Genomic DNA, 23,197 nt, shown 5'->3' on the forward strand with positions numbered 1-23,197 from the left:
GTTTTTTCTGCGCCGCGCGAATCTTTCGCGCGCGAACTCAGCTCGACGAAGACGACGTCGGCTTGTTGCGCCACGACGACCCGAGGCCGCCCAGCAGCGCCGCGAGCGGCTGCTTCGATTGCTGCTTTTGCGGCGCGGCGTTCGCGGGCTTGTCTTCGGCCTTGCTGCGCGCAGCCGCCGAGGGCTCGTAGGGCTTCAGGAAAAAGTCGTCGATCGGCTGCGAACGATGATGATGCGGGCGCTCGAACGACGCCGCGCGGCGGTGCGTACCGCGCTCGCCACGCTCGCCGCGGCCTTCGCGGCTTTCATAGCCGTCGCGCTCGCGGCGGCGGCCGCCACCCTCGTGATGCGGCACCGGCACGTCGACCACGAGGCGCTCCACGGTCAGCGGACGCTTGATGAGCTTCTCGATATCGGCGAGCTGCTTCTTCTCGTTCGGGCTGCACAGCGACAGCGCGTCACCCGAGGCGCCCGCGCGGCCGGTGCGGCCGATGCGGTGCACGTAGTCTTCGGCGTTGAACGGCAGGTCGAAGTTGATGACGGCGGGCAGTTCGGCAATGTCGAGGCCGCGCGCGGCCACGTCGGTTGCCACGAGCGCTTCGATTTCGCCGCGCTTGAAGGCGTCGAGCGCCTGCATGCGCTCGTTCTGCGTGCGGTCGCCGTGGATCGCGGCCGCGACGATGCCCTGCTTTTCGATCTGGCGCGCCAAACGGCTCGCGCCGATCTTGCTGTTACAGAACACGATCACCTGCTTCAGGCCCCGGTCGCGGATCAACTGAACGACCGCGCCGGTCTTGTCGCCCTCGGCGACTTCGTACACCACCTGCGTGACATTGGTCGCGGTGGAGTTGCTGCGCGCCACCTCGATGGTCTGCGGCGTGCGCAGATAGGTCGCGGCAAGCTTCTTGATCTCGCCCGAGAACGTGGCCGAGAACAGCAGCGTCTGGCGCTCCTTCGGCAGCAGGTTCAGGATGCGCTGCAGGTCGGGCAGGAAGCCCATGTCGAGCATGCGGTCGGCTTCGTCGAGCACGAGCATCTGCACCTGACCCAGGTTCGTGGTCTTTTGCTGCACGTGGTCGAGCAGGCGGCCAGGCGTCGCAATCAGGATTTCCACGCCGCGGCGCAGCTCGTCGGACTGCGGATTCATGTCCACGCCGCCGAACACCACCGCGCTGCGCAGCGGCGTGTGCTGGGCATAGGTGCGCACGTTGTTGGCGACCTGGTCGGCCAGCTCGCGCGTGGGCGTGAGAATCAGCGCGCGCACGGGATGGCGGGCGGGCGAGGCGCTCGTGCTCGCCATCGGCAAGAGGCGTTGCAGGATCGGCAGCGAGAAACCCGCCGTCTTGCCCGTGCCAGTCTGCGCTGCAGCCAGCACGTCGCGGCCCGTGAGCACCACGGGAATCGCCTCTGCCTGGATCGGCGTGGGCGTCGTGTAGCCCTGCTCCTTGATGGCCCGGAGAATTTCGGGGGCCAGACCAAACTGGTCAAAGTTCGCAGTGCTGGGCGTGACGGCTGTGTCGGACATGGTGGCTTCGCTATAAAGGCGCTATTCGCGCAAGGCGCGGGAGCGCCTCAAAAGGTCACTGCTGGGCATTGCAGGTCGATCAAAGGCGCCGGACAACACGTCAGGCGCCCTGCGGCGACGGGCGGAACACACGCCCGCGAGGGCCTCCCGGCAAACGGATGGCCCGGGACGGCCCGTGGACGACGAGACAATCTGCCGGGGACGGGGCGCTGGCTCCATCGCCGCGCTCGCTCGGGTTCAACCCAGCCAGACTCGCTCGATTCCAGATGGTTCCGGCGCCGTCCTCGTCTATTGACTGGCTGCGCACCGGAAATGTCAAAATGGCTCGACCGGCAATTCAGGCCGATCCAGCAAGCCTCGGGGCGGCTTGCTGCCTGCTTGCTGCTTGCTTTCTGCCGGCGTTCTGCCCGCCCTTTGTGGCAGGCGCAAAGGGCCGAAAGGCCGGTATTGTAGCACCTTGGCATAAATCCCTATGGCAGCGGGCCACGCGTTCTGCAAAGCGGCGCATGGGAAATCCTCACACGCCATGCGGCGAAGCATCGCTCCCTTTTTCCGCCAACCCGCTGCTCCCTGCTCACCACGTCTCGCGCATCACCATCAACCGCAGTTCGGTCATATCCTCGATCGCGTAGCGCACGCCCTCGCGCCCGAGGCCCGAGTCCTTCACGCCGCCGTACGGCATGTTATCGACGCGAAATGACGGAATGTCGTTGATCACCACACCGCCCACGTCGAGGCCGTCCCACGCGCGGTGCGCGTTGGCGAGCGAATCGGTGAACACGCCGGCCTGCAGGCCGAAATCGCTGTCGTTGACGATGTCGAGCGCTTTGCCGAAGTCGTCGAAGCGCTCGAGGATCGCGACCGGCCCGAACGCCTCCTTGCGGTAGAGGTCGGTGTCGCGTCGCACGTCTTCGAGCAGCGTGGCCTCGAACATCGCGCCGTCCACCTTGCCGCCCGCGACGATCTTCGCACCCGCGAGCACCGCGCTCTCCATCCAGCCCGCGAGGCGCTTCGACTCGGACTCGGAGATCATCGGCCCGACGAAGGTTTTCTCGTCCTTCGGGTCGCCCATCTTGAGCGTCTTGACCTTGGCGATGAGCTTCTCGCGCAGCGTGTCGTAAATCGACGCGTGCACGAGAATGCGCTGCACCCCGATGCAGCTCTGCCCCGACTGGTAGTACGCCCCGAACGCCAGCCGGTCCACGACGTAGTCGAGCTTGCCGCCCTGATCGCCGTCGACGATGGCCGCCGCATTGCCGCCCAGTTCCAGCACCACCTTCTTCTTGCCGGCCTTCTTCTTGAGGTCCCAGCCCACCGCGGGCGAGCCCGTGAACGAGAGCAGCTTGAAGCGCTCGTCGGTGGTGAAGAGGTCGGCGCCGTCGCGGTGCGCCGGCAGGATCGAGAACGCACCCTTGGGCAGGTCGGTTTCCGCCAGCACCTCGCCGATGATGAGCGCCCCCACCGGCGTGCGGCTCGCGGGTTTGAGCACGAACGGCACGCCCGCAGCGAGCGCCGGCGCGACCTTGTGGGCCGCCAGATTGAGCGGGAAGTTGAACGGCGAGATGAACGAGCACGGCCCGATCGGCACCCGCTTCACGTAGCCGTGATAGCCCTTCGCACGCGCCGAAATCTCGAGATTCACGATCTCGCCGTCGATGCGCACGCTCTCTTCGGCGGCCACGCGGAACGTGTCGATCAGGCGGGTGGCCTCGCCGCGCGAATCGTTGATCGGCTTGCCCGCCTCGATGCACAGCGCCATCGCCAGCTCGTCGAAGCGCTCGCGAAAGCGCGCCACGCAATGATCGATCACGGCCTGGCGCTTGTACGGCGGGAACGCGCGCATGGCGGGCATGGCGGCCTCGGCCGCCGCGATGGCCTGGTCGATCGCCTTCGCGTCGGCGAGCGCGACGCGCGTGGCGACTTCGCCGCTGTATTTATCGGTGACTTCGAGGTCGGTGTTGGCGGCGACGGCCTCGTTGGCCAGATAGTACGGATAAGTCGGTTTGAGCATGACGGGTTCTCCGTAAGTGCGGCGTCAAAGCTGCGCGCTCAGGCGCTTGATGTCGCGATTGAGCACGCGCTCGTTGTCCGAGTAATCGATGGGCACGTCGACCACATGCACGCCAGGTTGCGCCAGGCACTGCTCGACGAGCGGCTTGAGTTCGTCCGCCGAGCCCACGCGATGGCCATGCGCGCCGTAGCTCTGCGCATAGTCGACGAAATCGGGGTTCTGCAGCGTCATCCCGTAATCGGGGAAATTCATGTTCTCCTGCTTCCAGCGGATCATGCCGAACGCGTCGTCGCGCAACAGCAGCACGACGAGATCGAGCTTCAGGCGCACCGCCGTCTCCAGTTCCTGCGAATTCATCATGAAACCGCCGTCGCCGCACACCGCCACGACCTTGCGCTGCGGATGCACGATCTTCGTGGCGATGGCCGAAGGCAGCCCCGCGCCCATCGAGGCGAGCGCGTTGTCGAGCAGGATCGAATTGGGTTCACGCGCGCGGTAGTAGCGCGCGAACCAGATCTTGTACATGCCGTTGTCGAGGCACAGGATGCCGTCCTCGGGCATCGCGCCGTACACGTCGTGCACGAGCCGCACCGGGTACAGGGGAAAGCGCTCGTCGTGCTGGCCTTTGGCGAGATGCGCCTCGAAATGGCGCTTGATCTCCTCGAAGCGCGCGAAGTCCCACGCGTGCTCGCGCGGTTTCAGGCTTTCCTTGAGCTGCCACACGGCGTTGGCGATGTCGCCCACCACCTCGATCTGCGGGAAATACACGGGGTCGACTTCCGCGCCGAGAAAATTCACGTGGATGACGGTTTTCTCTTCCGCGCTGCGCATGAAGAACGGCGGCTTTTCGATCACGTCGTGGCCGACGTTGATGATGCAATCGGCGTGCTCGATCGCGCGATGCACGAAGTCGCCGTCCGACAACGTGGCATTGCCGAGCCAGAGCGGATGCGACTCGTCGATCACGCCCTTGCCCATCTGCGTGGTGAAGAACGGTATGCCGGTCTCGTCGACGAATTCGCGCAGCACGTTGCGCGTGGTCTTGCGGTTGCCGCCCGCGCCGATCATGAGAAGCGGATGGCGTGCCTTGCAGATCGCCCCGACCGCGTGCGCGACGGCCTTTTCCTCGGCCACGGGCCGGCGGCTGAAGCTCTTGGGAATGGGCTTGCCGTCGCCCTCTTCGTCGGCCACGTCTTCGGGCAGCTCGAGATGCACGGCACCGGGCCGCTCCTGCTCGGCCTGGCGAAACGCCTCGCGCACGAGCGCCGGAATGTTGCCGATGGAAACGATCTGCCGCGCGTACTTGGTGAGCGGCTCCATCATGCGCACCACGTCGACGATCTGGAAGTGGCCCTGCTTGCTCGACTTGATGGGCTTCTGGCCCGTGACCATCAGCATGGGCATGCCGCCCAGCTGCGCGTAGGCCGCGGCGGTCACGAAGTTGGTGGCGCCGGGCCCGAGCGTGGCCAGGCACACGCCGGTGCGGCCCGTCAGCCGTCCGTAAGTGGCAGCCATGAAGCCTGCGGCCTGCTCGTGGCGCGTGACGATCAGACGAATCTTCGAGCGCCGCAGCGATTCGAGCAGATCGAGGTTCTCTTCCCCTGGAATACCGAACACATAATCGACGCCTTCTGCTTCGAGCGCCTTCACGAACAGATCCGATGCTTTCATCGACCACCTCGCTGGCAAGAGCGTGGCCGGCGGCGCGGGCGGCAGCCGGCTTTCGCGAACAGGCCGTCAGGTTACTCCCGCGAGGCGGAATGCGTCGTGAAGCGTGCGTTCGGCGTCAGCGCATGATCGTCGCGCAGCCCGAGAGCACCGGCTTCGGACTCGCGTCGGACGTGACGTCGTAGAGATCGGCGCCGGGACCCTTGGTCCACCACGTGTAGCGGTCGGCGACGTACTTCACGCCCGAGGCCGCGATCACGCCGACGAAAAGGAGCTTGCGGCCTGCCACGGGCACGAGGGCGAAGCTCTGGCCGTTGGCCGCGTTCAGATAGGTGACCTTGAATGTCTTGCTGTTGGCGCAGGTGTAGCTGAACGTGTGGCGCGACTGGACCTGGATGTCACGCACTTCGAGCGGGGCTGCCGCATTTGCCGCGCTCGCCGCGCCCACGTGCAGCGCGGCGGCGAGACCGCACGCTGCCGCCAACCGGATTGCACCGCTTCGAGCATCGATCATCGTGTTCTCCGTGGGTTGCGTTGGCGCCGCGCTATACGCTCACTGCGCGCTCACTGCGCAGTGTCGCCCGGCACCGGACGCACCGCCGCGGCCGCTTCGCGGGCGCGCGAGCGGGCCTCGTCGGTGTCGGCGCCGGTGGCGAGCGCGACGCCCATGCGGCGCTTCACGAAGCTCTCGGGCTTGCCGAACAGGCGCAGATCCGCGCCCGGCACGGCCAGCGCCTGAGCGACGCCCTCGAACGCAATGCCGCGCGCGTCCATGCCGCCGTAGATCACGGCCGAGGCGCCCGGACCGCGCGCCGTCGTATCGACGGGCAGGCCGAGAATCGCGCGCGCATGCAGTTCGAACTCGGAGAAGCGCTGCGACGCGAGCGTGACGAGCCCCGTGTCGTGCGGGCGCGGGCTCACTTCCGAGAACCACACCTCGTCGCCGCGCACGAACAGCTCGACGCCGAAGAGACCGCGCCCGCCCAGCGCCTCGGTCACCTTGTGCGAGATTTCGCGCGAGCGTTCGAGCGCCTTCGCGCTCATCGGCTGCGGCTGCCACGATTCGACGTAGTCGCCGTCCACCTGGAGGTGGCCGACCGGATCGCAGAAATACGTTTGCACCTGGCCGCTGGCCGGGTCGATGGCGCGCACGGTGAGCTGGGTGATTTCATAGTCGAAGTTGATGAAGCCCTCGACGATCACGCGACCGCGGTTCACGCGGCCGCCCGCCAGCGCATATTCCCAGGCGCGCTCGACGTCGGCGTCGCTGCGCACGACCGACTGCCCCTTGCCCGACGACGACATCACCGGCTTCACCACGCACGGATAGCCGACCTTGGCGACGCCCGCCTTCAACTCGTCGAGCGAATCGGCGAACGCATAAGGCGAGGTGGCGAGGCCGAGTTCCTCGGCGGCGAGGCGGCGGATGCCCTCGCGGTTCATCGTGAGCTGCGCGGCGCGCGCGGTGGGGATCACCTCGGCGACACCCTCGGCCTCGACGGCGGCGAGCGCGTCGGTGGCGATCGCTTCGATTTCGGGCACGACGAGATGCGGGCGTTCGGCGTCGATGAGCGCGCGCAGCGCCTTGGGATCGGCCATGTCGATCACGTGCGCGCGATGCGCGACCTGATGGCCGGGCGCATTTTCGTAACGATCGACGGCGATCACCTCGACGCCGAGACGTTGCAGCGCGATGATCACTTCCTTGCCAAGCTCGCCCGCGCCGAGCAGCATGACACGGGTGGCGGAAGCGGAAAGCGGCGTGCCGATGCGGGGGCGGGTTTGCATGATGTCTCCAGAATGGCGGTATGGCGCAAATGCGTAAGAGCGCCGATGTTAACACGCGACCCCGCCGCGGCGCGGCGCTTTGGCGCGTCGGCGGCCGCCCGCTTCCAGCACGGCGCGCGCACGTTTGCGCTCGCATGCTGCAGCGCGGTGCGTTACGCTTACGCCTTCGTCGATTACGAGGAACGATGCGATGCCTATTAGCCAGACGCCGAGCGAGAGCCCGCGCATGAATATGCGCCCGCGCCTGCGCCCTGCCCGAGGCAAATTCGCGCGAAAGCTGGCCTCGCGCACGGCGATGCTCGCTGCGGCCCTGCTGGTGTGCGCGTGCAAGCTGCCTGTGCACACGGACGCCTCCGCGCCGCTGCCCGATCCGTTCAACCCCGCCACGACGCAGCTGCTCGACAACACCCACTGGCAGCTCGTCGAATGGAAGCGCGCCGACGGCACGATGCGCGCCCTGCCGGGGCGCAACGCCGATGCCGGCAACGCCGAAAACCCCGACGCCCGCCCCATTACGCTCGACCTCTCGACCGAGAACGGCCAGCGCCGCGCAAGCGGCTTTTCGGGCTGCAACCGCTACTTCGGCGCCTACAGGCTCAAGAACGGCCTGCTCTCGTTCAGCCAGCTCGGCGGCACGCGCATGGCGTGCATCGGCGCAGGCGGCGATATCGAGGGCGCCTATCTCGAAGCGCTCTCGCATATCGCGCGATCGGGCGTGCAGATGCGCCATCCGCAATCGCTCTTTCTCGTGCTCGAAAACGGCGACCGCCTGACGTTCGCCGAGCAGGGCGCCGAGCCAGGCACGGGCCCGGCCGCGACGCCCGGCGCCGCCTCCGACGCCAAACCGGCGCAGTGAACGCTGCGCGCATGAGCCGCCGCGCCCTTACCCGGCGCGGCGCTTTTTTTGTTGCGCGCGAACCAAAGCGGCGCGCGCAGGGTCTCTGGCGTGTCGGCCGCGCAACGCCCGCCGTACCGCGCGCAACACGACCCTCATGTGGATGGCGGCGCGCAGAGGCCGAGCGGTTACACTCCACACGTCGCACACCTTCTCTACGTACATCTTTGGCATGCACACGGTAGTTCCTGGCTGGTTCGGCGTTTCGGCCGTCTGGTTCATCCCTCTGATCTGGCGTCTCGTCAAGTCCGTGCTGCCGGGCGGCGCGGGCCTGCGCGGCCCGGGCACGATCAGACTCTGGCTCGGCTTCGTCGGCGTGCTCGTGGCGAGCTGCGCGCTCGAGGCGACACTCATCGACATCGCCGGTTTCAACGGGCTCGGCCACGCGCTCGCGGGCGGGCTCGGCAAGCTCATCGGCCACGTGGCCGCGCCGCTCGCGATGACGGCGCTCCTCGTCGTGAGCTTGCCGTGGCTGCTCGACTTCCATTGGCGCGAATTCCTCGCGTGGGCCGACATCTCGCTCGGCCTCGGCCTGAACATCCGCGCCGCGCGCGACACCGAAGACAGCCCGCGCCGCGAACGCCGCAGCCGCCGCGCCGCGGCCGAAGAGGGACTGCCCGCGCATAGCGCCGCCACCTTCAATCCACCGATGCCTGGCGACGGCGCGCGACGCAAACGGCCGACGATCTGGCGCCCGCCGGCGCGTGACGCGCGCGAGGGTCGCGATAACCCGCGCGCAGCCGGTGCGATGGCTGCGGGACTTGGCGCAGTGTCGGCCGCTGCCACCGCACAGGACGCTTTTGCCGATGCGGGTTCGTGGCGTGCCGAACCGGGCTTCCGTGGTCCCGCCGATCCCTCCGCGGCGTGGGCGCGCACCGAACCGACCGCGACCGCCGACTGGCTGCGCGGCACGCGTGCGCCGGGGCCAACGCCGCCTGCGGGCGCGTCGCGAGCCCCGATGGAGCCGCCGCGCGCGCCGTTGCAGACAGGCGCGCCGCTTGGCGACGCGCGCCGCCAGCCGGCGCGCGGTGCGGGCGCAGTGCAGGACATGGCGGGAGTGCGTGGGGCGCAGGGCGTCCCTGCGCAGCCCAATGCCCCGTGGCGGGCGGAGACGGCTCACACGCGACCGGCCATGGCCGCCGCGATGACCGGCGCGGGCGCGCGCACAGCTTCGGCGGCGGCAGTGCACGCTGCGCCGCTCGCGGCCGGTGCCGCAGCAGCCGCGGCCGCCGCGCGTAGTGCCGCGTTCGGCACGACGCCGGCGCCGCTCGATCCGCTGACTTCGCCGTTCGCGCAACCCGTCATGCCGCGCCGCACGGCGCCACCGCCCGCGGCGGGCAGCACGGCCGCGCGCGCCGCGGCCGCCGCGCCGCCGCGCGTCGCGAAGCCGCCTAAGCCGTACGTCTGGCAGGGGCAGCCCGCGCGCGTGAACCCTCGCCCGCCCATGAGTGCGCCGCGCACGGCGCCGTTCGGTTCGCATCCAGCCGAAACGCCGCCCGCGACGCCGGCCTACTCGCGCCCCGCCCCCACCAGCGCGCCGCAGGCGGAGGCGCCGCTCTCGACGAGCGTGCTCGAAACGTTGCGCTCGATCGAAGAAAACGCCGCGCGCTGGACCACGCTCGCCGGCGCGAGCCTCGCACGCCGTACCCTGGACGAAGCGAGTGCGCTCACGGGCGAGGAACAGACGCACGCGCAATTCCCGAGCGCATCGCCGGACATCGCGACGGCGGCGCTCCCGGTGATGCCGTCGGCCGGGTCGCTGGACGCGACGTCCACTCCGGTCACGCAGCCGGACGGCGATTACGTTTCGCCAAACGCGGGTGTGCAGTCGTTCGTGGAAACGCAGGCCTCGGCGCAACCGGGCGACACGACGCCGGGCGCGACGTCCGCTGCCTCCTACCCTGCCGTGGCTCAGAACCCGGCATCGTTCGAGCCGAATCCGGTCAGCGCCGGCTACACGGCTGCGCCGACTGCCTGGCAACCGATGGCTGCGCACGTGGACGAAGCCGCGCAAGGCGCTTCGAGCGAGGCAACGCATGTCGAGCCGGTGCAAGCTGCAGCGGAGGAAGCCGCAACGCCCTCGGCGTGGCCAACGCTCGATCACGGCATGCCGTGGATCCTGCTCGACGACGAACCGTCCACCGCCCCCGCCGAGACGCGCGCCGCCGAACCGTTCTTCACGTTCAGCCCGTCGACGGTGCAGGAGCAGGTGCCTGCGCCTGCAGCGGTTTCTCCCGTTGTGGCACCGGCGCCAGTGCCAGTGCCAGTGCCCGCAGCGACGCAAACGCCGGTCGCGGCAAGCGCGCAGGCCGAGCAACCCGCTCCGGCCGAATCACACGATGCGCACGAAGCAGACGATCAGCTCGACACAGCGGCCGCGTCGGACATCGTGCACTTCCCCCGCTTCGCACGCGACGCGCAACCCGACGACGCCGCGACGCCGTTCGACGTAGCGCCTTCACCGGTGGCAGAGCAGAAGGCGAGCGAGTCTTTCGCGCCCGTCGCGCACAGCGAATCCGCCAGCGTCGGCGAGCAACCCCCGTCGATGGACGAAGCGCAGGGCGTTGCGAACGAAGCCGCTGAGGCCTTGCCGGCACCTGGCGCGCCGCCAACCCAGACACCGGCTTTTGACGCGACGCCCCTGCCCGCAGCGCAAGCGCCCGCACCCACAGCAACGCCGCCATGGGTTGCCGAATCGCAGCCGGTAAGCCATCCTGCCGTTGCCGAGCCCACGCTCACGCCGACTCCCGCGCAGCCCGCGACGCCGGTTGCCACGCCGATCGCGGCGCCCTACCCCGCCATCGCGACCGATCCCGGCGCCGCGAGCCCCGACTTCGAGTCCGCATCCGAAGCACCCGAAGCCATCGAAGCCCCCGAGCTGGTCGAAGCCCCCGAGCCCGTAGTCCAGCGCACTTCCGTGCGCGGCCACGCGCCCACGTCCTTCGCGTTCGAGCCGCTCAGCGCATCGGCGGTCGAGCTGCCGGGCCTCGATCTGCTCGAGCGTGCATCGTCAGAGATCGAGCCCGTCTCCGAGCAGAAGCTCGCAGAGACGAGCCAGCTCATCGAGCAGCGTCTCCAGGAGTTCAAGGTCCCCGTGACGGTGGTCGGCGCCTCGGCGGGCCCGGTCATCACGCGCTTCGAAGTCGAACCCGCGCTCGGCGTGCGCGGCAGCCAGATCGTCGGCCTCATGAAGGATCTCTCGCGCGGCCTCGGCCTCACGTCGATCCGCGTGGTGGAGACGATCCCCGGCAAGACCTGCATGGGCCTCGAACTGCCGAACGCGCGCCGCCAGATGATCCGCCTTTCAGAGATCCTCGAATCGGCGCCCTACCATCGCTCGCAGTCGAAGCTCACGATCGCGATGGGCAAGGACATCGTCGGCCATCCGATCGTCACCGATCTCGCCAAGGCGCCGCACATGCTCGTGGCGGGCACGACCGGTTCGGGCAAGTCGGTCGCGATCAACGCGATGATCCTCTCGCTCCTCTACAAGGCGACGCCCGAGGACGTGCGGCTCATCATGATCGACCCGAAGATGCTCGAACTGTCCGTCTACGAAGGCATTCCGCATCTGCTCGCGCCGGTCGTGACCGACATGAAGCTCGCCGCCAACGCGCTCAACTGGTGTGTGGGCGAGATGGAGAAGCGCTACCGGCTGATGTCGGCGGTGGGCGTGCGCAATCTCGCGGGCTTCAACCAGAAGATCCGCGACGCCGAAGCGCACGAAAAGAAGATCGGCAACCCGTTCTCGCTCACGCCGGAAGCCCCCGAGCCGCTCTCGCCGCTGCCGATGATCGTGGTCGTGATCGACGAGCTCGCCGACCTCATGATGGTTGCGGGCAAGAAGATCGAAGAATTGATCGCGCGTCTCGCACAGAAGGCACGCGCCGCCGGCATTCACCTGATTCTCGCGACCCAGCGTCCTTCGGTGGACGTCATCACCGGTCTCATCAAGGCGAATATTCCGACGCGCGTGGCGTTCCAGGTGTCGTCGAAGATCGACTCGCGCACGATTCTCGACCAGATGGGCGCCGAGTCGCTGCTCGGCCAGGGCGACATGCTGTTCCTGCCGCCGGGCACGGGCTACCCGCAGCGCGTGCACGGCGCGTTCGTCGCCGACGAGGAAGTGCACGCCGTGGTGGAGTATCTGAAGCAGTTCGGCGAGCCCGAGTACGTCGAAGGCATTCTCGACGGCCCGGCTGCCGAAGGCGCGCCGCAGGACCTGTTCGGCGACTCGCCCGACGCCGAAGCCGACCCGCTCTACGACGAGGCCGTCGCGTTCGTCGTGCGCACACGGCGCGCATCGATCTCGTCGGTGCAGCGGCAACTGCGCATCGGCTACAACCGCGCCGCGCGTCTGGTCGAACAGATGGAAACGGCGGGGCTCGTTTCGCCGATGGGCATCAACGGCAGCCGCGAAGTGCTCGTGCCCGGCGGCGGCCAGGGCGAGTGAGGAAGAAGGCGCGCCGCGCGCCTTCTTTCGTCATCTCGAGCCGTTACTGCGCGACGAACTTGAAATCGACCGGTGAGCCGATCTCGATGCGCTTCGGGTTCGGCGCGAGCAACCCAGTCTGCTGATCGCGGCGGAACACGTAGGCGGTATCGCTGTTCTGGTTGCCGACGATCAGCCACTGCCCGGTCGGATCGATCGCGAACTCGCGCGGCGACTTGCCGAGGCTCGACTGGCGCCCCACGCGCCTAAGCTTGCCGCTGTCGCCATCGACGGCAAAGATCGAGATGTCGTTGGCGTCGCCGCGATTGGAAACATAGAGGAACTTGCCGTCCGGCGACAGATGGAGTGCCGCCGCGCCCTGGATTCCCTTGAAGCCCGGCTCCGCGAGCTTCTCCACTTGCTCCGGCTTCATGTGGCCATCGTGATACGCGAACACCGTCACGGTGGCGGCCAGTTCGCTCGTGAGATACGCGTGACGCCCGTCATTGCCGAAGATCAGGTGACGCGGACCGCTGCCTGACTTCACATCGGTATAACGCCACTCGGTGGGGCTCACCAGGCCGCGGCTGCCGTCCGGCGTGTAGAGATACGTCCACAGCTTGTCGGTGCCGAGATCCTGGGTGAAGAGATAGTGCCCGTCTGGCGAAAACACCGTCGAGTGCACGTGCGCGTTGTCCTGACGCCCCTTCACGGGGCCGCCGCCCTCGTGGTGCACGGTGAGCACGGACTCGCCCAGCTTGCCGTCCTGCTGCACGGGCAGGACCGCGAAGCTGCCGCCCGGGTCGGCGGCGACCGAGTAGTTCGCCACGAACAGATAGCGCCCGTCCGGCGAGAGGCTCAGGTAGCACGGATCGTTGCCCTGCGCAGACACCTTGTTGAGAAACGTGAGCTGACCGCTTGCGGCATCGAAGCCGAACGCGCTCACGTCGCCGCGCAGGCTCGCGGGACCGTTGTCGCCGGGCAGCTCGTTCACCGCATAGACGAAGCGGTTGTCCTTGCTCACCACGAGAAACGACGGGTTCACCGTCTTCGCCACGCTGACCGGCTGCATGTCGCCCGTCTGCGTATCGAAGTGGTAGACGTAGAGACCCTCGCTTTTGCCGCTCGTATAGGTGCCGACGATCAGGTTGTAGACGCCACCCGCGGGCGCGGTCGTGGAAGCGGATTGCGCGAACGCATGCGTCGCGGCGACGGAAGCCATGATGACAACACCTTTGACGAGCTGGGTGAGGAGATGCGCGGGTCGGCGCTCAGTCCGGCGCGACCGGGAAAGGCTACCTGAATCGGCGGATGAGCGGGAGGGCGTGGGCACGGCGTTTGCGGCGGCACGGCGAAGGAACATGTCGACCTCCTTTTTCTTGTCGATCCAGGGGAGCGAGTCGGCCCTCGTCGCCATGCCGACCGTATTCGTCCCGCTTTCGTCTGATAACTGGGACACCGGCCCAGTATAGGAGAGGTCGCGAGCGCCCGCCCCGCAAGCGCGCAGCGACGAGTCCAGACCTAAGTCGAAGCAACAACAAGCCACCAGGGCATCAACGCAAAGGTTCGAAACCCGCCGCCACCAGGGAGCCGTCATGAACATTCACGTCGCCATCGGGCCGCTCGTCGCGCTCATCGCAGGCATTCTGATTCTCGCCGTGCCGCGTCTGCTCAACTACATCGTCGCGCTGTATCTGATCATCATCGGGGTCATCGGGCTGTTCGGCGTGGGCGGGCATCTGTGACCCGCTCAGGTCGCGCCCGACGGCGTTTGTTGACGCAGGCGAGATGAGTATTTGCGCGTGCTGCTGCGCAAAACGCATTGCGCAGGCGGCCCCGCTGCCACTACTCTTGTGCGTGCATGCCGCGCCGCTGCGGCAAGCGGCTTTCGTTTTCGAGCAACGCTGTCAATCTGCTTACTATGCCCGCACCCATTGAAGACTACGCACTGATCGGCGACGGCCACACGGCCGCGCTCGTTTCCCGCGCCGGATCCATCGACTGGCTCTGCTGGCCGCGCTTCGACTCCGGCGCCTGCTTCGCCGCCCTCCTCGGCACGGAGGAAAACGGCCGCTGGCTCATCGCGCCCGCGCAGCCCGAAGAGGGCGCGAAAGTCGAGATCAAGACCACGCGCCGCTATCGCGGCGACACGCTGATCCTCGAAACCGACTTCGAAACGCCCGAGGGCGCGGTGACGCTCATCGACTTCATGCCGCCCGGCAACGGCTGGTCCGAACTCGTGCGCATCGTCGTGGGCCGGCGCGGCACCGTGCGCATGGAAAGCCAGTTCGTGCTGCGCTTCGACTACGGTTTTTCGGTGCCGTGGGTGAGCCGCCTCACCTACGAGAGCGGCATCAAGGCCACGGTGGGCCCGGACACGGTCGTGCTGCGCACGCCCGTGGACCTCCAGGGCGAGAACATGCACACGGTGGCGCAGTTCGACGTGAAGGAAGGCGAGCGCGTGCCGTTCTCGCTTTCGTATGCGGCCTCGCACCTGCGGCTGCCGCCGCCGCGCGACCCGTTCACGGCGCTCGCGCGCACCGAAAACTTCTGGACCGAATGGGCCTCGCGCAGCACCGTAGAAGGCCGCTGGGCCGAACCCATCCGCCGCTCGCTCATCACGCTCAAGGCGCTGGCCTACGAGCCCACCGGCGGCATCGTTGCGGCGCCCACCACGTCGCTGCCCGAGCAGCTGGGCGGCACGCGCAACTGGGACTACCGCTACTGCTGGCTGCGCGACGCGACCATCACGCTGCTCGCGATGATGCGCGGCGGCTACTACGACGAAGCCCGCGCCTGGCGCGCATGGCTCGGCCGTGTGATGGCAGGCTCGCCCTCACAGTTGCAGATCATGTACGGGCTCGCCGGCGAGCGCCGTCTGCCCGAATTCGAACTCGACTGGCTGCCCGGCTACGAAGGCGCCAAACCGGTGCGCGTGGGCAACAACGCGGTCGGCCAGCTGCAGCTCGACGTGTACGGCGAAGTGATGAACGCGCTGCACCTCGCGCGCGTGGGCGGCCTGCAGGCCGACGACACCGCATGGTCGATCCAGTGCGCGATGCTCGAGCACCTGGAGACGATCTGGACCAAGCCCGATGAGGGCATCTGGGAAACGCGCGGCGGCCGCCAGCATTTCACCTTCTCGAAGGTGATGGCGTGGGTCGCCTTCGACCGCGCCATCAAGTCGGCGGAAAAATTTGAGCTGCCCGGGCCGCTCGATCACTGGCGCGAACTGCGCTCGACGATCCACGCGACCATTTGCGAGCGCAGCTTCAACAAGGATCTGAATTCCTTCACGCAGATCTACGGCGGCACCGATCTCGACGCGAGCCTGCTGCTCATGCCGCTGCTCGGCTTCCTGCCCGCGGCGGATCCGCGCATCGCCGGCACGGTCGCGGCGATCGAGCGCGATCTCATGTGTGAAGGTTTTGTGATGCGCTACCGCACCACCGAATTCAACGATGGACTGCCGCCGGGGGAAGGCACCTTCCTTGCGTGCAGCTTCTGGATGGTCGACAACCTGGCCCTGCAAGGCCGCATGGACGACGCACGCCGCATGTACGAGCGCCTGCTTTCGCTCGCCAACGACGTGGGATTGCTCGCCGAGGAATATGACCCCATTGCGGGGCGTCTGGTCGGCAACTTCCCGCAGGCGTTCTCGCATGTGGCGCTCGTGCATACGGGCCTGAATCTCATGCGGCACGAACAGGAAATGGCGAAGGAGACGGGGCACCCCGCGGTCGGCGGCGCGTCGGCCGAGCCAGCTGTTGTATCCGCATCGTGAATGTTCGAAAGCGCCTGGACGTTTTCGCGGGCTGGGGTACACTAGGGATGCTGCGTTGCACAACAACCGGGCGGAACAGTACCGCCCGCGCCGCCTGGCAACGGGGCGAAACGCGTGTACCGCCTTGCAGCGCGCTTGCAGCCACAAGCCGCGAGACGCCTGCGGGTGTGTCCGCGCTAAAGCCCTCCGGGCGGCGGCCGATAAACAACCTGACTGACCGACCAACCTTGCCGGCCCGCATCTGCTCCGCGCCTCATCCGCGCGCGACCCGGGTGCGAACCGCTCCTTGAAGATGCCGGAGCGCCCATGCTCTATCAAATCCGTGAATTCCAGCGCGCGTTGCTCAGCCCGCTGACCGCCTGGGCCCAGGCCGCCTCGAAATCGTTCTCGAATCCGACGAGCCCGTTTTCACTCGTGCCGGGCGCCACGCGCTTCGCCGCAGGCTACGAACTGCTGTATCGCCTTGGCAAGGACTACGAGAAGCCCGAGTTCAACCTTCGCCAGATCGTGAAGGACGGCTTCAATATTCCGATCGTCGAGCAGACCATCATCGAGAAGCCATTTTGCCGCCTGCTGCGCTTCAAGCGCTACGCCGACGACACCGGCGCCGTGGCCGCGCTCAAGGACGAGCCGGCCGTGCTCGTGTGCGCGCCGCTCTCGGGCCACCACGCCACGCTCCTGCGCGACACCGTGCGCACGCTGCTGCAGGACCACAAGGTGTACATCACCGACTGGGTCGACGCGCGCATGGTGCCGCTCGAAGCCGGTCCGTTCCATCTCGACGACTACGTGGCGTATATCCAGGAATTCATCCGCCATATCGGCGCGAAGAATCTGCATGTGCTGTCGGTTTGCCAGCCTACGGTGCCCGTGCTCGCGGCCATCTCGCTGATGGCGAGCCGCGGCGAGGACACCCCGCTCACGATGACGATGATGGGCGGCCCGATCGACGCGCGCCGCAGCCCCACCGCCGTCAACTCGCTCGCCACCGAGCATTCGCTCGACTGGTTTGCGAACAACGTGATCCACCCCGTGCCGGCGAACTATCCGGGCGAAGGACGCGAGGTGTATCCGGGCTTCCTGCAGCACGCGGGTTTCGTCGCGATGAATCCGGGCCGCCACACCACCGCGCACTGGGACTTCTACAAGAGCCTGCTGCGCGGCGACGAAGAGGACGCCGAAGCACATCGCCAGTTCTACGACGAATACAACGCGGTGCTCGACATGGCCGCCGAGTATTACCTCGAGACCATCCGCACCGTGTTCCAGGATTTCAGCCTCGCTGAAGGCACGTGGGACGTGGCCGGCGAACGTGTGCGTCCGCAGGACATTCGCGACACGGCGCTCTTCACGATCGAAGGCGAACTCGACGACATTTCGGGCGCAGGCCAGACGCGCGCCGCGCACGATCTGTGCACGAGTATTCCCGAGACGAACAAGCATCATCTGACTGCCGAGAAATGCGGCCACTACGGCATCTTCTCGGGCCGCCGCTGGCGCACGATCATCTATCCGCAACTGCGCGATTTCATCCGCCAGCACCAGCAGGCCGCCAGCCACACGGGCAAGGAAGCGTCTGCCCGCGGCCGCTCGGCACAAGGCGTCGTCGCCTGACCAAGGCTTGCGCTTCACGCGAGCGCACGCAGTCCGCACCAGCAGCACAATCCACGCGCCGTCCCAGGACGGCGCGTGGCGTTTGTGGAGCGTGAAACGGCTTCGCGAATCTGCCGCGTGCGAGTCGTGCGCTATTTGCGCATGAGATACGCGAGCAGCATCTCCGTGTTGAGCTGAATGACTTCCGCGCGTTCGGCCGTTGTGCTGAAGTCGCGACCGAGCGTGGCGTTGAGCGTGTAGCGGTTCGAGACGATGTAATAGCCCATGCCCGAAAGCGTCACGTAGAGGCGCAATGGATCGATGCTCGGGCGGAACAGTCCCGCAGATTCACCGCGCGTGAGAATCGAACCGAGCGTCGCCACGATCGGCGAGATCATCTCGCGAATTCGTGTGGACTTCTGCATATATCGCGCCTCGTGCAGATTCTCGTTGTTCACGAGCCGCAGCAGTTCGGGATTGTCGCGATAGTAGTCCCACACGAAATGCGCGAGCCGCGTGATCGCCTCGACGGGTGCGAGCCCCGAGAGATCGAGCGCGCGCTCGGCTTCATTGAGCGCGCCGAATGCGTGCTCGAGAACCGCCGTGAATAGTTGCTCCTTGCTGCCGAAGTAGTAATAGAGCATGCGCTCATTGGTTTCCGCGCGTCGCGCGATCTGGTCGACGCGTGCGCCGAACAGGCCGCCATTGGCGAATTCTTCCGCCGCGGCAAGCAGAATGCGGCGGCGTGTGCCTTCAGGATCTCTTTTGATTTTTGGCTGATTCATGGTGGCAGGATCTCGTTAAGCCGCGTTGTCCGGTTTACGTTGTCGGGCAATACTGCGCCGGGCCTCTCCTCGCCCTGGTATCGACAACGTTGTGCGGGGCGCGCCAGGTTAATGGACAGACACCCTCCGACCTACGGTCTTGCGTTCCTTCTTGTTTGTTTGATGTCGTTGCGAGCCGACATCGTTCTTCCCCCTGTCTGCCTCCTGCGAAGCACGTTGCCTGCCGTGCCCGACATGTACCGCTTACGTCTATTGATTTCCCCTGGACTGCACGGTGCTTCGCATTAAGCGCTTTGATTATGGCACATGGCCCGCCGATGGCAATGCGGGAAATCGGCGATAATGCAGGCTTTGGCGCTGTGCATGTGCGCGCCTTGAGACCCGGTGCGAAGCCCTGCGCCGCAAGGTCACGCCACCGCCCGCCCCGCCCCGATGTAGCGAACGTGAACGATCCCAAAACACTCGCAGATCGCATCGAAGATCTGCTGCCCCAGACCCAATGCACGAAGTGCGGCTATGACGGCTGCCGGCCCTACGCCGAAGCCGTCGCCGCCGGAACCGCCAACTACAACCAGTGCCCGCCAGGCGGCCTGGAAGGCGTCGAGCGTCTCGCGACGCTGCTCGGCAAACCCGTCATCCCGATCAATCCGGACAACGGCGTGGAGCGCGCACGTCCGGTGGCGTTCATCGACGAACAACTGTGCATCGGCTGCACGCTGTGCATGCAGGCGTGCCCCGTCGACGCGATCGTGGGCGCGCCCAAGCAGATGCACACCATCGTCAAGGATCAGTGCACGGGGTGCGACCTGTGCGTCGCGCCCTGCCCGGTCGACTGCATCGCAATGATTCCCGTTACGGGCGAGGCGACCGGCTGGGACGCATGGACACAGCAGCAGGCCGACGAAGCCCGCGTGCGGCATGACCGGCGCGCCGCGCGCCAGGCCGCCGAACGCAATGCGGCCGAGGCGCGCGCCGCCGCACGCCGCGCCGCCACGAGCGCGCCGCAGGCCCACGCACCGCAAGCGCCGCAAGCGCCGCAAGACGCCGCCACGCCACCCGCAAGCGCCCCCGCCGACGACGCCGAAGCGAAGAAGAAAGCGATCATCCAGGCCGCGCTCGAACGTGCCCGCCGCAAGAAGGCGGAATTGGCCGAACAGGGTGTGGGACCGCGCAACGTCGAACACGTGAGCGCCGATGTGCAGGCGCAGATCGACGAGGCCGAGGCGCGCCGCAAGCGCATCGGCATCGAGTCGAATACATCGGACTCGACGCCCGACGACGACAAATCCGCGCGATAGCGCTCCGCAACGCAACGGCCCCACGCACAACGAGCATGAATGCCACCAAGCGCCGCGCCATCTACGAAACGCTGCAAAGCCTCAATCCACATCCCACCACCGAGCTGGAATTCAACACGCCGTTCGAACTCCTGATCGCCGTGATGCTCTCGGCGCAGGCCACCGACGTTTCGGTGAACAAGGCCATGCGCCGGATGTTTCCGGTCGCCAACACGCCGGAAACGGTGCTCGCGCTGGGCGAGGAAGGAGTGGCCGATTACATCAAGACGATCGGCCTTTATCGCACCAAGGCCAAGAACGTCATCGCGACGTGCCGCATTCTCATCGAGCAATACGGCGGCGAGGTGCCGCCCACGCGCGAGGCGCTCGAAGCCCTGCCCGGGGTTGGACGCAAGACCGCGAACGTGCTGCTCAACACGGCCTTCGGCCAACCGACCATCGCCGTCGACACGCATATCTTTCGGGTTGCGAACCGAACGGGACTCGCGCCCGGCAAGGACGTGCGCGCCGTCGAACTCGCACTGGAAAAATTCACGCCGGCCGAGTTCCGCCATGACGCGCATCACTGGCTCATCCTGCATGGCCGCTATGTGTGCAAGGCGCGCCGGCCCGAATGCTGGCATTGCGTGATCGAGCCGCTGTGCGAGTTCAAGCCGAAGACGCCCCCGCCTGAGCTCTGAGCGAGCACGAGCGCCCCGGCGTAAAATGATCGATCCAGGCGTCGCAGCGCGACGCTGCACGATTTGGCGCCTCACCCCTACGACCGACTCACGATGTTCAATCCCAGCCGCGACGAAGTCCGCCGCTTTTTCACCGAGACCTGGCGCAAGCAGCGCGCGGGCGAAATCCTCACGCCGCTCGAGGCGATCGCCGCCGACTGGATCGTCGAGCACCCCGAATATCACGCCGAACTCACCGACGCCGATGCGGCCGCCGCGCAGGACTACTCGCCCGAGCGCGGCCAGAGCAATCCGTTCCTGCATCTGTCGATGCATCTGGCGATCAGCGAGCAGCTTTCGATCGACCAGCCGCCCGGCATCCGCGCCGCGCATGACCGGCTCGCGGCACGTCTCGGCTCCACGCACGACGCGCAGCACGCGATCATGGAATGCCTCGGCGAAACGATCTGGGAAGCGCAACGCACGAACACGCCGCCCGACACCGACGCCTATCTGATGCGCATCGAGCGCCGCGCTTCCCGCGATTGAAGCGCGACTGCAGCACATCTAAAAGCAATCAGGCCGCAAAAAAACACCCCGCGAACGCCTCGCCGAAAACGAGACCCACGCGGGGTGTTTCACATGATGCGGCACGCATGGCGCGCGCCGCGCTAACGCTTATTTCTTGTTGACGAGGTCGCCGCCGAGCGACTCGATGTACGCGGCGAGATCCTTCATGTCGCTCTGCGAGAGGCTCTGCACCTGCGCCTGCATGATCGGATTGTTGCGGCCGAGGTGCGGATTGCTCGTGCCCATCTGGTACTGGCGCAGCGCCCAGTAGATGTAGTCGGCGTGCTGGCCGGCGAGCTTCGGATATTCGGGGCTCACGGGCTTGTTCAGGCCCGGGCCGTGACAGGCCGCGCAGTTGTGGCTGTCGGCGAGGACCTTGCCGTTGGAGGCGTCGGCCGCGTGTGCGGGATTGAGCGCGAGCGCGGCGGCCAGTGCGAGCCCGGCGCCCGCGAGCTTGATGGTTGCACCGGCAAACGAAGGCATAGCCGTGTAGGGCTTGTTCATGGGTTCTCCACCTGCCGGTTATTTATTCGGATTGTCTTTCGACGCGGCCGTTTGCGACGCATAGTAGGCCGCGATGTCGGCGATGTCCTGTTCGGTGAGCGAGGACGCGATCGCGTGCATCGTCTCGAAATGCCGGTCGCCCTTCTTGTAGGCGAGCAACGCGTTCATGATGTACTGCGCGTTCTGGCCGCCCAGAATGGGCACGTGGTAGACCTCGGGGTAGGCGGTGCGGTAGTCGGGAATACCATGACAGCCGATACACATCGCCACCTTGTCCTGACCCGCCTTCGCGTTGCCCACGATGTCCGCGTGAGCCGTGACCGCGAAGCACGCCAGCATGGTGATTGCGCCCGTGATGACGTGCTTGCCGACAATTTTTTTCATAGCATCCAACCTGGCTTGAGGGGATTCGAACGCCCGAACCGCAGGCCACGGCCTGCGCCGCATTACTGCTGTTTTACTTTTGGGGTCGCCGTGCAGGCCGAAAAAAATCGGTCCGAGTATACCGCGACGCCGCGCCGCCCGTCCACCGGCCGCGCCACGCCTGGCGGGCCTCGGAGCGCCTGGCGAGGCCCCGCGACGGGCTTGCGGCGGCCACGCAGCGCCCTGCCGCGCCGCCTCGCCCGCAGACAACCCGGAGGAACCCTGGCACGCGCAACGGACTCGCCGCACACCGTCGCGAGACGGCTGGCAGCGCTTGCGACCGTGCCCCAAAGAGCGGACCCAACGATACGCGGTGGCGCGCCGACGCAACACCCCATCTGACTTATACTGGGATTTTTTTCCCAGCGAGCGGATTCACCATGCGCGCCACGCGTTTCGAAGGCTCATCGCAGTACGTCGCCACCGACGACCTCAAGCTCGCGGTCAACGCCGCGATCACGCTGAAACGCCCCCTGCTCATCAAGGGCGAGCCCGGCACGGGCAAGACCATGCTGGCCGAAGAAGTGGCCGCGGCACTGGATATGCCGCTCATGCAGTGGCACATCAAGTCCACCACGAAGGCGCAGCAAGGGCTCTACGAGTACGACGCGGTCTCGCGCCTGCGCGACTCGCAGCTCGGTGACGAACGCGTGAAGGACATCGCCAACTACATCGTCAAAGGCGTGCTGTGGCAGGCGTTCGAGTCGGAGCAGCAGAGCGTGCTGCTGATCGACGAGATCGACAAGGCCGACATCGAGTTCCCGAACGACCTGCTGCGCGAACTCGACCGCATGGAGTTCTACGTCTACGAGACGCGCCAGCTCATCAAGGCGAAACAGCGTCCGCTCGTCATCATCACGTCGAACAATGAGAAGGAGCTGCCCGACGCTTTCCTGCGCCGCTGCTTCTTCCACTACATCAGCTTTCCCGATCCGGCGACGATGCAGCGCATCGTCGAGGTGCACTATCCGGGCATCCGCAAGGAACTGCTCAACGCGGCCATGGAAAGCTTCTTCGAACTGCGCAACGTCGCGGGCCTGAAGAAGAAGCCTTCTACTTCGGAACTGCTCGACTGGCTCAAGCTCCTGCTCGCCGAAGAGATCCCGCCCTCGGCGCTGCGCGCGGTCGACGGCTCGAAGTCCATGCCGCCGCTCGCCGGCGCGCTGCTCAAGAACGAGCAGGACATGACGCTGTTCGAGCGCCTCATCTACATGAACCGCCACAACCGTTGACAGGAAAACCGCGCGCGAAAGCCGGAGACA

At 66.8% G+C, this 23,197-nt stretch carries 18 protein-coding genes and 1 pseudogene; 10 read left to right on the forward strand and 9 right to left on the reverse strand.

Annotated features, from left to right (window positions below; genetic code table 11):
• Nucleotides 1–37: 37 nt before the first annotated feature.
• The 5 genes from AB4Y40_RS29645 to purT all read right to left on the reverse strand — a co-directional run bounded on the left by AB4Y40_RS29645 (nucleotide 38) and on the right by purT (nucleotide 6,992).
• Nucleotides 38–1,525, reverse strand: a complete 1,488-nt coding sequence (locus AB4Y40_RS29645) for a DEAD/DEAH box helicase (RefSeq protein WP_368690876.1) — start codon at nucleotides 1,523–1,525, stop codon at nucleotides 38–40.
• Nucleotides 1,526–2,099: 574 nt separating this feature from the next.
• Nucleotides 2,100–3,536 (reverse strand): aldehyde dehydrogenase family protein, encoded by a 1,437-nt coding sequence (locus AB4Y40_RS29650; protein WP_368690877.1) that lies wholly within the window; start codon nucleotides 3,534–3,536, stop codon nucleotides 2,100–2,102.
• Nucleotides 3,537–3,560: 24 nt separating this feature from the next.
• Nucleotides 3,561–5,207 carry an acetolactate synthase large subunit gene (locus tag AB4Y40_RS29655; RefSeq protein ID WP_368690878.1) on the reverse strand — a complete coding sequence of 549 codons (1,647 nt, stop codon included), beginning with the start codon at nucleotides 5,205–5,207 and terminating at the stop codon, nucleotides 3,561–3,563.
• 115 nt (nucleotides 5,208–5,322) lie between these two features.
• Nucleotides 5,323–5,718 (reverse strand): MliC family protein, encoded by a 396-nt coding sequence (locus tag AB4Y40_RS29660; protein ID WP_368690879.1) that lies wholly within the window; start codon nucleotides 5,716–5,718, stop codon nucleotides 5,323–5,325.
• A 50-nt stretch (nucleotides 5,719–5,768) separates the two neighbouring features.
• Nucleotides 5,769–6,992: a formate-dependent phosphoribosylglycinamide formyltransferase gene (gene purT / locus AB4Y40_RS29665; protein WP_368690880.1), complete on the reverse strand. Its 1,224-nt coding sequence runs from the start codon at nucleotides 6,990–6,992 to the stop codon at nucleotides 5,769–5,771.
• A gap of 45 nt (nucleotides 6,993–7,037) precedes the next feature.
• On the opposite strand from purT, the gene AB4Y40_RS29670 reads away from it, so the two are divergent.
• The 3 genes from AB4Y40_RS29670 (at nucleotide 7,038) to AB4Y40_RS29680 (ending at nucleotide 12,340) form a co-directional block, all read left to right on the forward strand.
• Entirely contained in the window at nucleotides 7,038–7,193 is a 156-nt protein-coding gene (locus AB4Y40_RS29670; RefSeq protein WP_368690881.1) for a hypothetical protein, read from the forward strand.
• Between the two features lie 31 nt (nucleotides 7,194–7,224).
• Nucleotides 7,225–7,848: an META domain-containing protein gene (locus AB4Y40_RS29675; protein WP_368690988.1), complete on the forward strand. Its 624-nt coding sequence runs from the start codon at nucleotides 7,225–7,227 to the stop codon at nucleotides 7,846–7,848.
• A 211-nt stretch (nucleotides 7,849–8,059) separates the two neighbouring features.
• Nucleotides 8,060–12,340, forward strand: a complete 4,281-nt coding sequence (locus AB4Y40_RS29680) for a DNA translocase FtsK (protein WP_368690882.1) — start codon at nucleotides 8,060–8,062, stop codon at nucleotides 12,338–12,340.
• A 43-nt stretch (nucleotides 12,341–12,383) separates the two neighbouring features.
• Here AB4Y40_RS29680 and AB4Y40_RS29685 read toward each other — a convergent pair whose 3' ends face one another.
• A complete protein-coding gene (locus AB4Y40_RS29685; RefSeq protein WP_368690883.1) occupies nucleotides 12,384–13,682 on the reverse strand; it encodes a lactonase family protein in 1,299 nt (432 codons plus the stop codon).
• A 232-nt stretch (nucleotides 13,683–13,914) separates the two neighbouring features.
• On the opposite strand from AB4Y40_RS29685, the gene AB4Y40_RS29690 reads away from it, so the two are divergent.
• The 3 genes and pseudogenes from AB4Y40_RS29690 to AB4Y40_RS29700 all read left to right on the forward strand — a co-directional run.
• Nucleotides 13,915–14,064 carry a DUF3096 domain-containing protein gene (locus AB4Y40_RS29690; protein WP_081771773.1) on the forward strand — a complete coding sequence of 50 codons (150 nt, stop codon included), beginning with the start codon at nucleotides 13,915–13,917 and terminating at the stop codon, nucleotides 14,062–14,064.
• A 176-nt stretch (nucleotides 14,065–14,240) separates the two neighbouring features.
• On the forward strand, nucleotides 14,241–16,103 hold the full coding sequence (locus AB4Y40_RS29695; protein ID WP_368690884.1) for a glycoside hydrolase family 15 protein: 1,863 nt from the start codon (nucleotides 14,241–14,243) through the stop codon (nucleotides 16,101–16,103).
• A 306-nt stretch (nucleotides 16,104–16,409) separates the two neighbouring features.
• Nucleotides 16,410–17,645: pseudogene (locus tag AB4Y40_RS29700) on the forward strand (polyhydroxyalkanoate depolymerase); the annotation flags it as partial.
• Nucleotides 17,646–17,848: 203 nt separating this feature from the next.
• On the opposite strand, the gene AB4Y40_RS29705 reads toward AB4Y40_RS29700, so the two are convergent.
• Nucleotides 17,849–18,481 (reverse strand): TetR family transcriptional regulator, encoded by a 633-nt coding sequence (locus AB4Y40_RS29705; RefSeq protein WP_069265354.1) that lies wholly within the window; start codon nucleotides 18,479–18,481, stop codon nucleotides 17,849–17,851.
• Between the two features lie 443 nt (nucleotides 18,482–18,924).
• On the opposite strand from AB4Y40_RS29705, the gene rsxB reads away from it, so the two are divergent.
• The 3 genes from rsxB to AB4Y40_RS29720 all read left to right on the forward strand — a co-directional run bounded on the left by rsxB (nucleotide 18,925) and on the right by AB4Y40_RS29720 (nucleotide 20,987).
• A complete protein-coding gene (gene rsxB / locus AB4Y40_RS29710) occupies nucleotides 18,925–19,779 on the forward strand; it encodes an electron transport complex subunit RsxB (protein WP_368690885.1) in 855 nt (284 codons plus the stop codon).
• 35 nt (nucleotides 19,780–19,814) lie between these two features.
• Nucleotides 19,815–20,459 carry an endonuclease III gene (gene nth, locus AB4Y40_RS29715; RefSeq protein ID WP_368690886.1) on the forward strand — a complete coding sequence of 215 codons (645 nt, stop codon included), beginning with the start codon at nucleotides 19,815–19,817 and terminating at the stop codon, nucleotides 20,457–20,459.
• A gap of 93 nt (nucleotides 20,460–20,552) precedes the next feature.
• Nucleotides 20,553–20,987, forward strand: coding sequence for a DUF1841 family protein (locus AB4Y40_RS29720; protein ID WP_324141311.1), 435 nt, complete (start codon nucleotides 20,553–20,555; stop codon nucleotides 20,985–20,987).
• Nucleotides 20,988–21,116: 129 nt separating this feature from the next.
• Here AB4Y40_RS29720 and AB4Y40_RS29725 read toward each other — a convergent pair whose 3' ends face one another.
• The gene (locus AB4Y40_RS29725; protein ID WP_254319103.1) at nucleotides 21,117–21,491 is read right to left on the reverse strand and encodes a cytochrome c; all 375 of its coding nucleotides are present in this window, start codon (nucleotides 21,489–21,491) and stop codon (nucleotides 21,117–21,119) included.
• Nucleotides 21,492–21,530: 39 nt separating this feature from the next.
• Nucleotides 21,531–21,896, reverse strand: a complete 366-nt coding sequence (locus AB4Y40_RS29730; RefSeq protein ID WP_069265359.1) for a c-type cytochrome — start codon at nucleotides 21,894–21,896, stop codon at nucleotides 21,531–21,533.
• A gap of 419 nt (nucleotides 21,897–22,315) precedes the next feature.
• On the opposite strand from AB4Y40_RS29730, the gene AB4Y40_RS29735 reads away from it, so the two are divergent.
• Nucleotides 22,316–23,167, forward strand: coding sequence for an AAA family ATPase (locus tag AB4Y40_RS29735; RefSeq protein WP_368690887.1), 852 nt, complete (start codon nucleotides 22,316–22,318; stop codon nucleotides 23,165–23,167).
• Nucleotides 23,168–23,197 lie beyond the last annotated feature (30 nt).

Origin of the sequence: Paraburkholderia sp. EG287B, assembly GCF_040965595.1 — a bacterium.
In the GTDB taxonomy this organism is placed as follows: Bacteria; Pseudomonadota; Gammaproteobacteria; order Burkholderiales; family Burkholderiaceae; genus Paraburkholderia.

What these genes read in the sequence shown, in the direction of transcription:
- AB4Y40_RS29695 (WP_368690884.1), top strand. Translation starts at nt 14,241, where the DNA reads ATGCCCGCACCCATTGAAGACTACGCACTGATCGGCGACGGCCACACG.
- purT (WP_368690880.1), bottom strand. Translation starts at nt 6,992, where the DNA reads ATGCAAACCCGCCCCCGCATCGGCACGCCGCTTTCCGCTTCCGCCACC.
- AB4Y40_RS29670 (WP_368690881.1), top strand. Translation starts at nt 7,038, where the DNA reads ATGTTAACACGCGACCCCGCCGCGGCGCGGCGCTTTGGCGCGTCGGCG.
- AB4Y40_RS29705 (WP_069265354.1), bottom strand. Translation starts at nt 18,481, where the DNA reads ATGAATCAGCCAAAAATCAAAAGAGATCCTGAAGGCACACGCCGCCGC.
- AB4Y40_RS29720 (WP_324141311.1), top strand. Translation starts at nt 20,553, where the DNA reads ATGTTCAATCCCAGCCGCGACGAAGTCCGCCGCTTTTTCACCGAGACC.
- AB4Y40_RS29660 (WP_368690879.1), bottom strand. Translation starts at nt 5,718, where the DNA reads ATGATCGATGCTCGAAGCGGTGCAATCCGGTTGGCGGCAGCGTGCGGT.
- AB4Y40_RS29685 (WP_368690883.1), bottom strand. Translation starts at nt 13,682, where the DNA reads ATGTTCCTTCGCCGTGCCGCCGCAAACGCCGTGCCCACGCCCTCCCGC.
- AB4Y40_RS29645 (WP_368690876.1), bottom strand. Translation starts at nt 1,525, where the DNA reads ATGTCCGACACAGCCGTCACGCCCAGCACTGCGAACTTTGACCAGTTT.
- AB4Y40_RS29730 (WP_069265359.1), bottom strand. Translation starts at nt 21,896, where the DNA reads ATGAAAAAAATTGTCGGCAAGCACGTCATCACGGGCGCAATCACCATG.
- AB4Y40_RS29735 (WP_368690887.1), top strand. Translation starts at nt 22,316, where the DNA reads ATGCGCGCCACGCGTTTCGAAGGCTCATCGCAGTACGTCGCCACCGAC.
- nth (WP_368690886.1), top strand. Translation starts at nt 19,815, where the DNA reads ATGAATGCCACCAAGCGCCGCGCCATCTACGAAACGCTGCAAAGCCTC.
- AB4Y40_RS29655 (WP_368690878.1), bottom strand. Translation starts at nt 5,207, where the DNA reads ATGAAAGCATCGGATCTGTTCGTGAAGGCGCTCGAAGCAGAAGGCGTC.
- AB4Y40_RS29680 (WP_368690882.1), top strand. Translation starts at nt 8,060, where the DNA reads ATGCACACGGTAGTTCCTGGCTGGTTCGGCGTTTCGGCCGTCTGGTTC.
- AB4Y40_RS29675 (WP_368690988.1), top strand. Translation starts at nt 7,225, where the DNA reads ATGCGCCCGCGCCTGCGCCCTGCCCGAGGCAAATTCGCGCGAAAGCTG.
- AB4Y40_RS29690 (WP_081771773.1), top strand. Translation starts at nt 13,915, where the DNA reads ATGAACATTCACGTCGCCATCGGGCCGCTCGTCGCGCTCATCGCAGGC.
- AB4Y40_RS29650 (WP_368690877.1), bottom strand. Translation starts at nt 3,536, where the DNA reads ATGCTCAAACCGACTTATCCGTACTATCTGGCCAACGAGGCCGTCGCC.
- AB4Y40_RS29725 (WP_254319103.1), bottom strand. Translation starts at nt 21,491, where the DNA reads ATGCCTTCGTTTGCCGGTGCAACCATCAAGCTCGCGGGCGCCGGGCTC.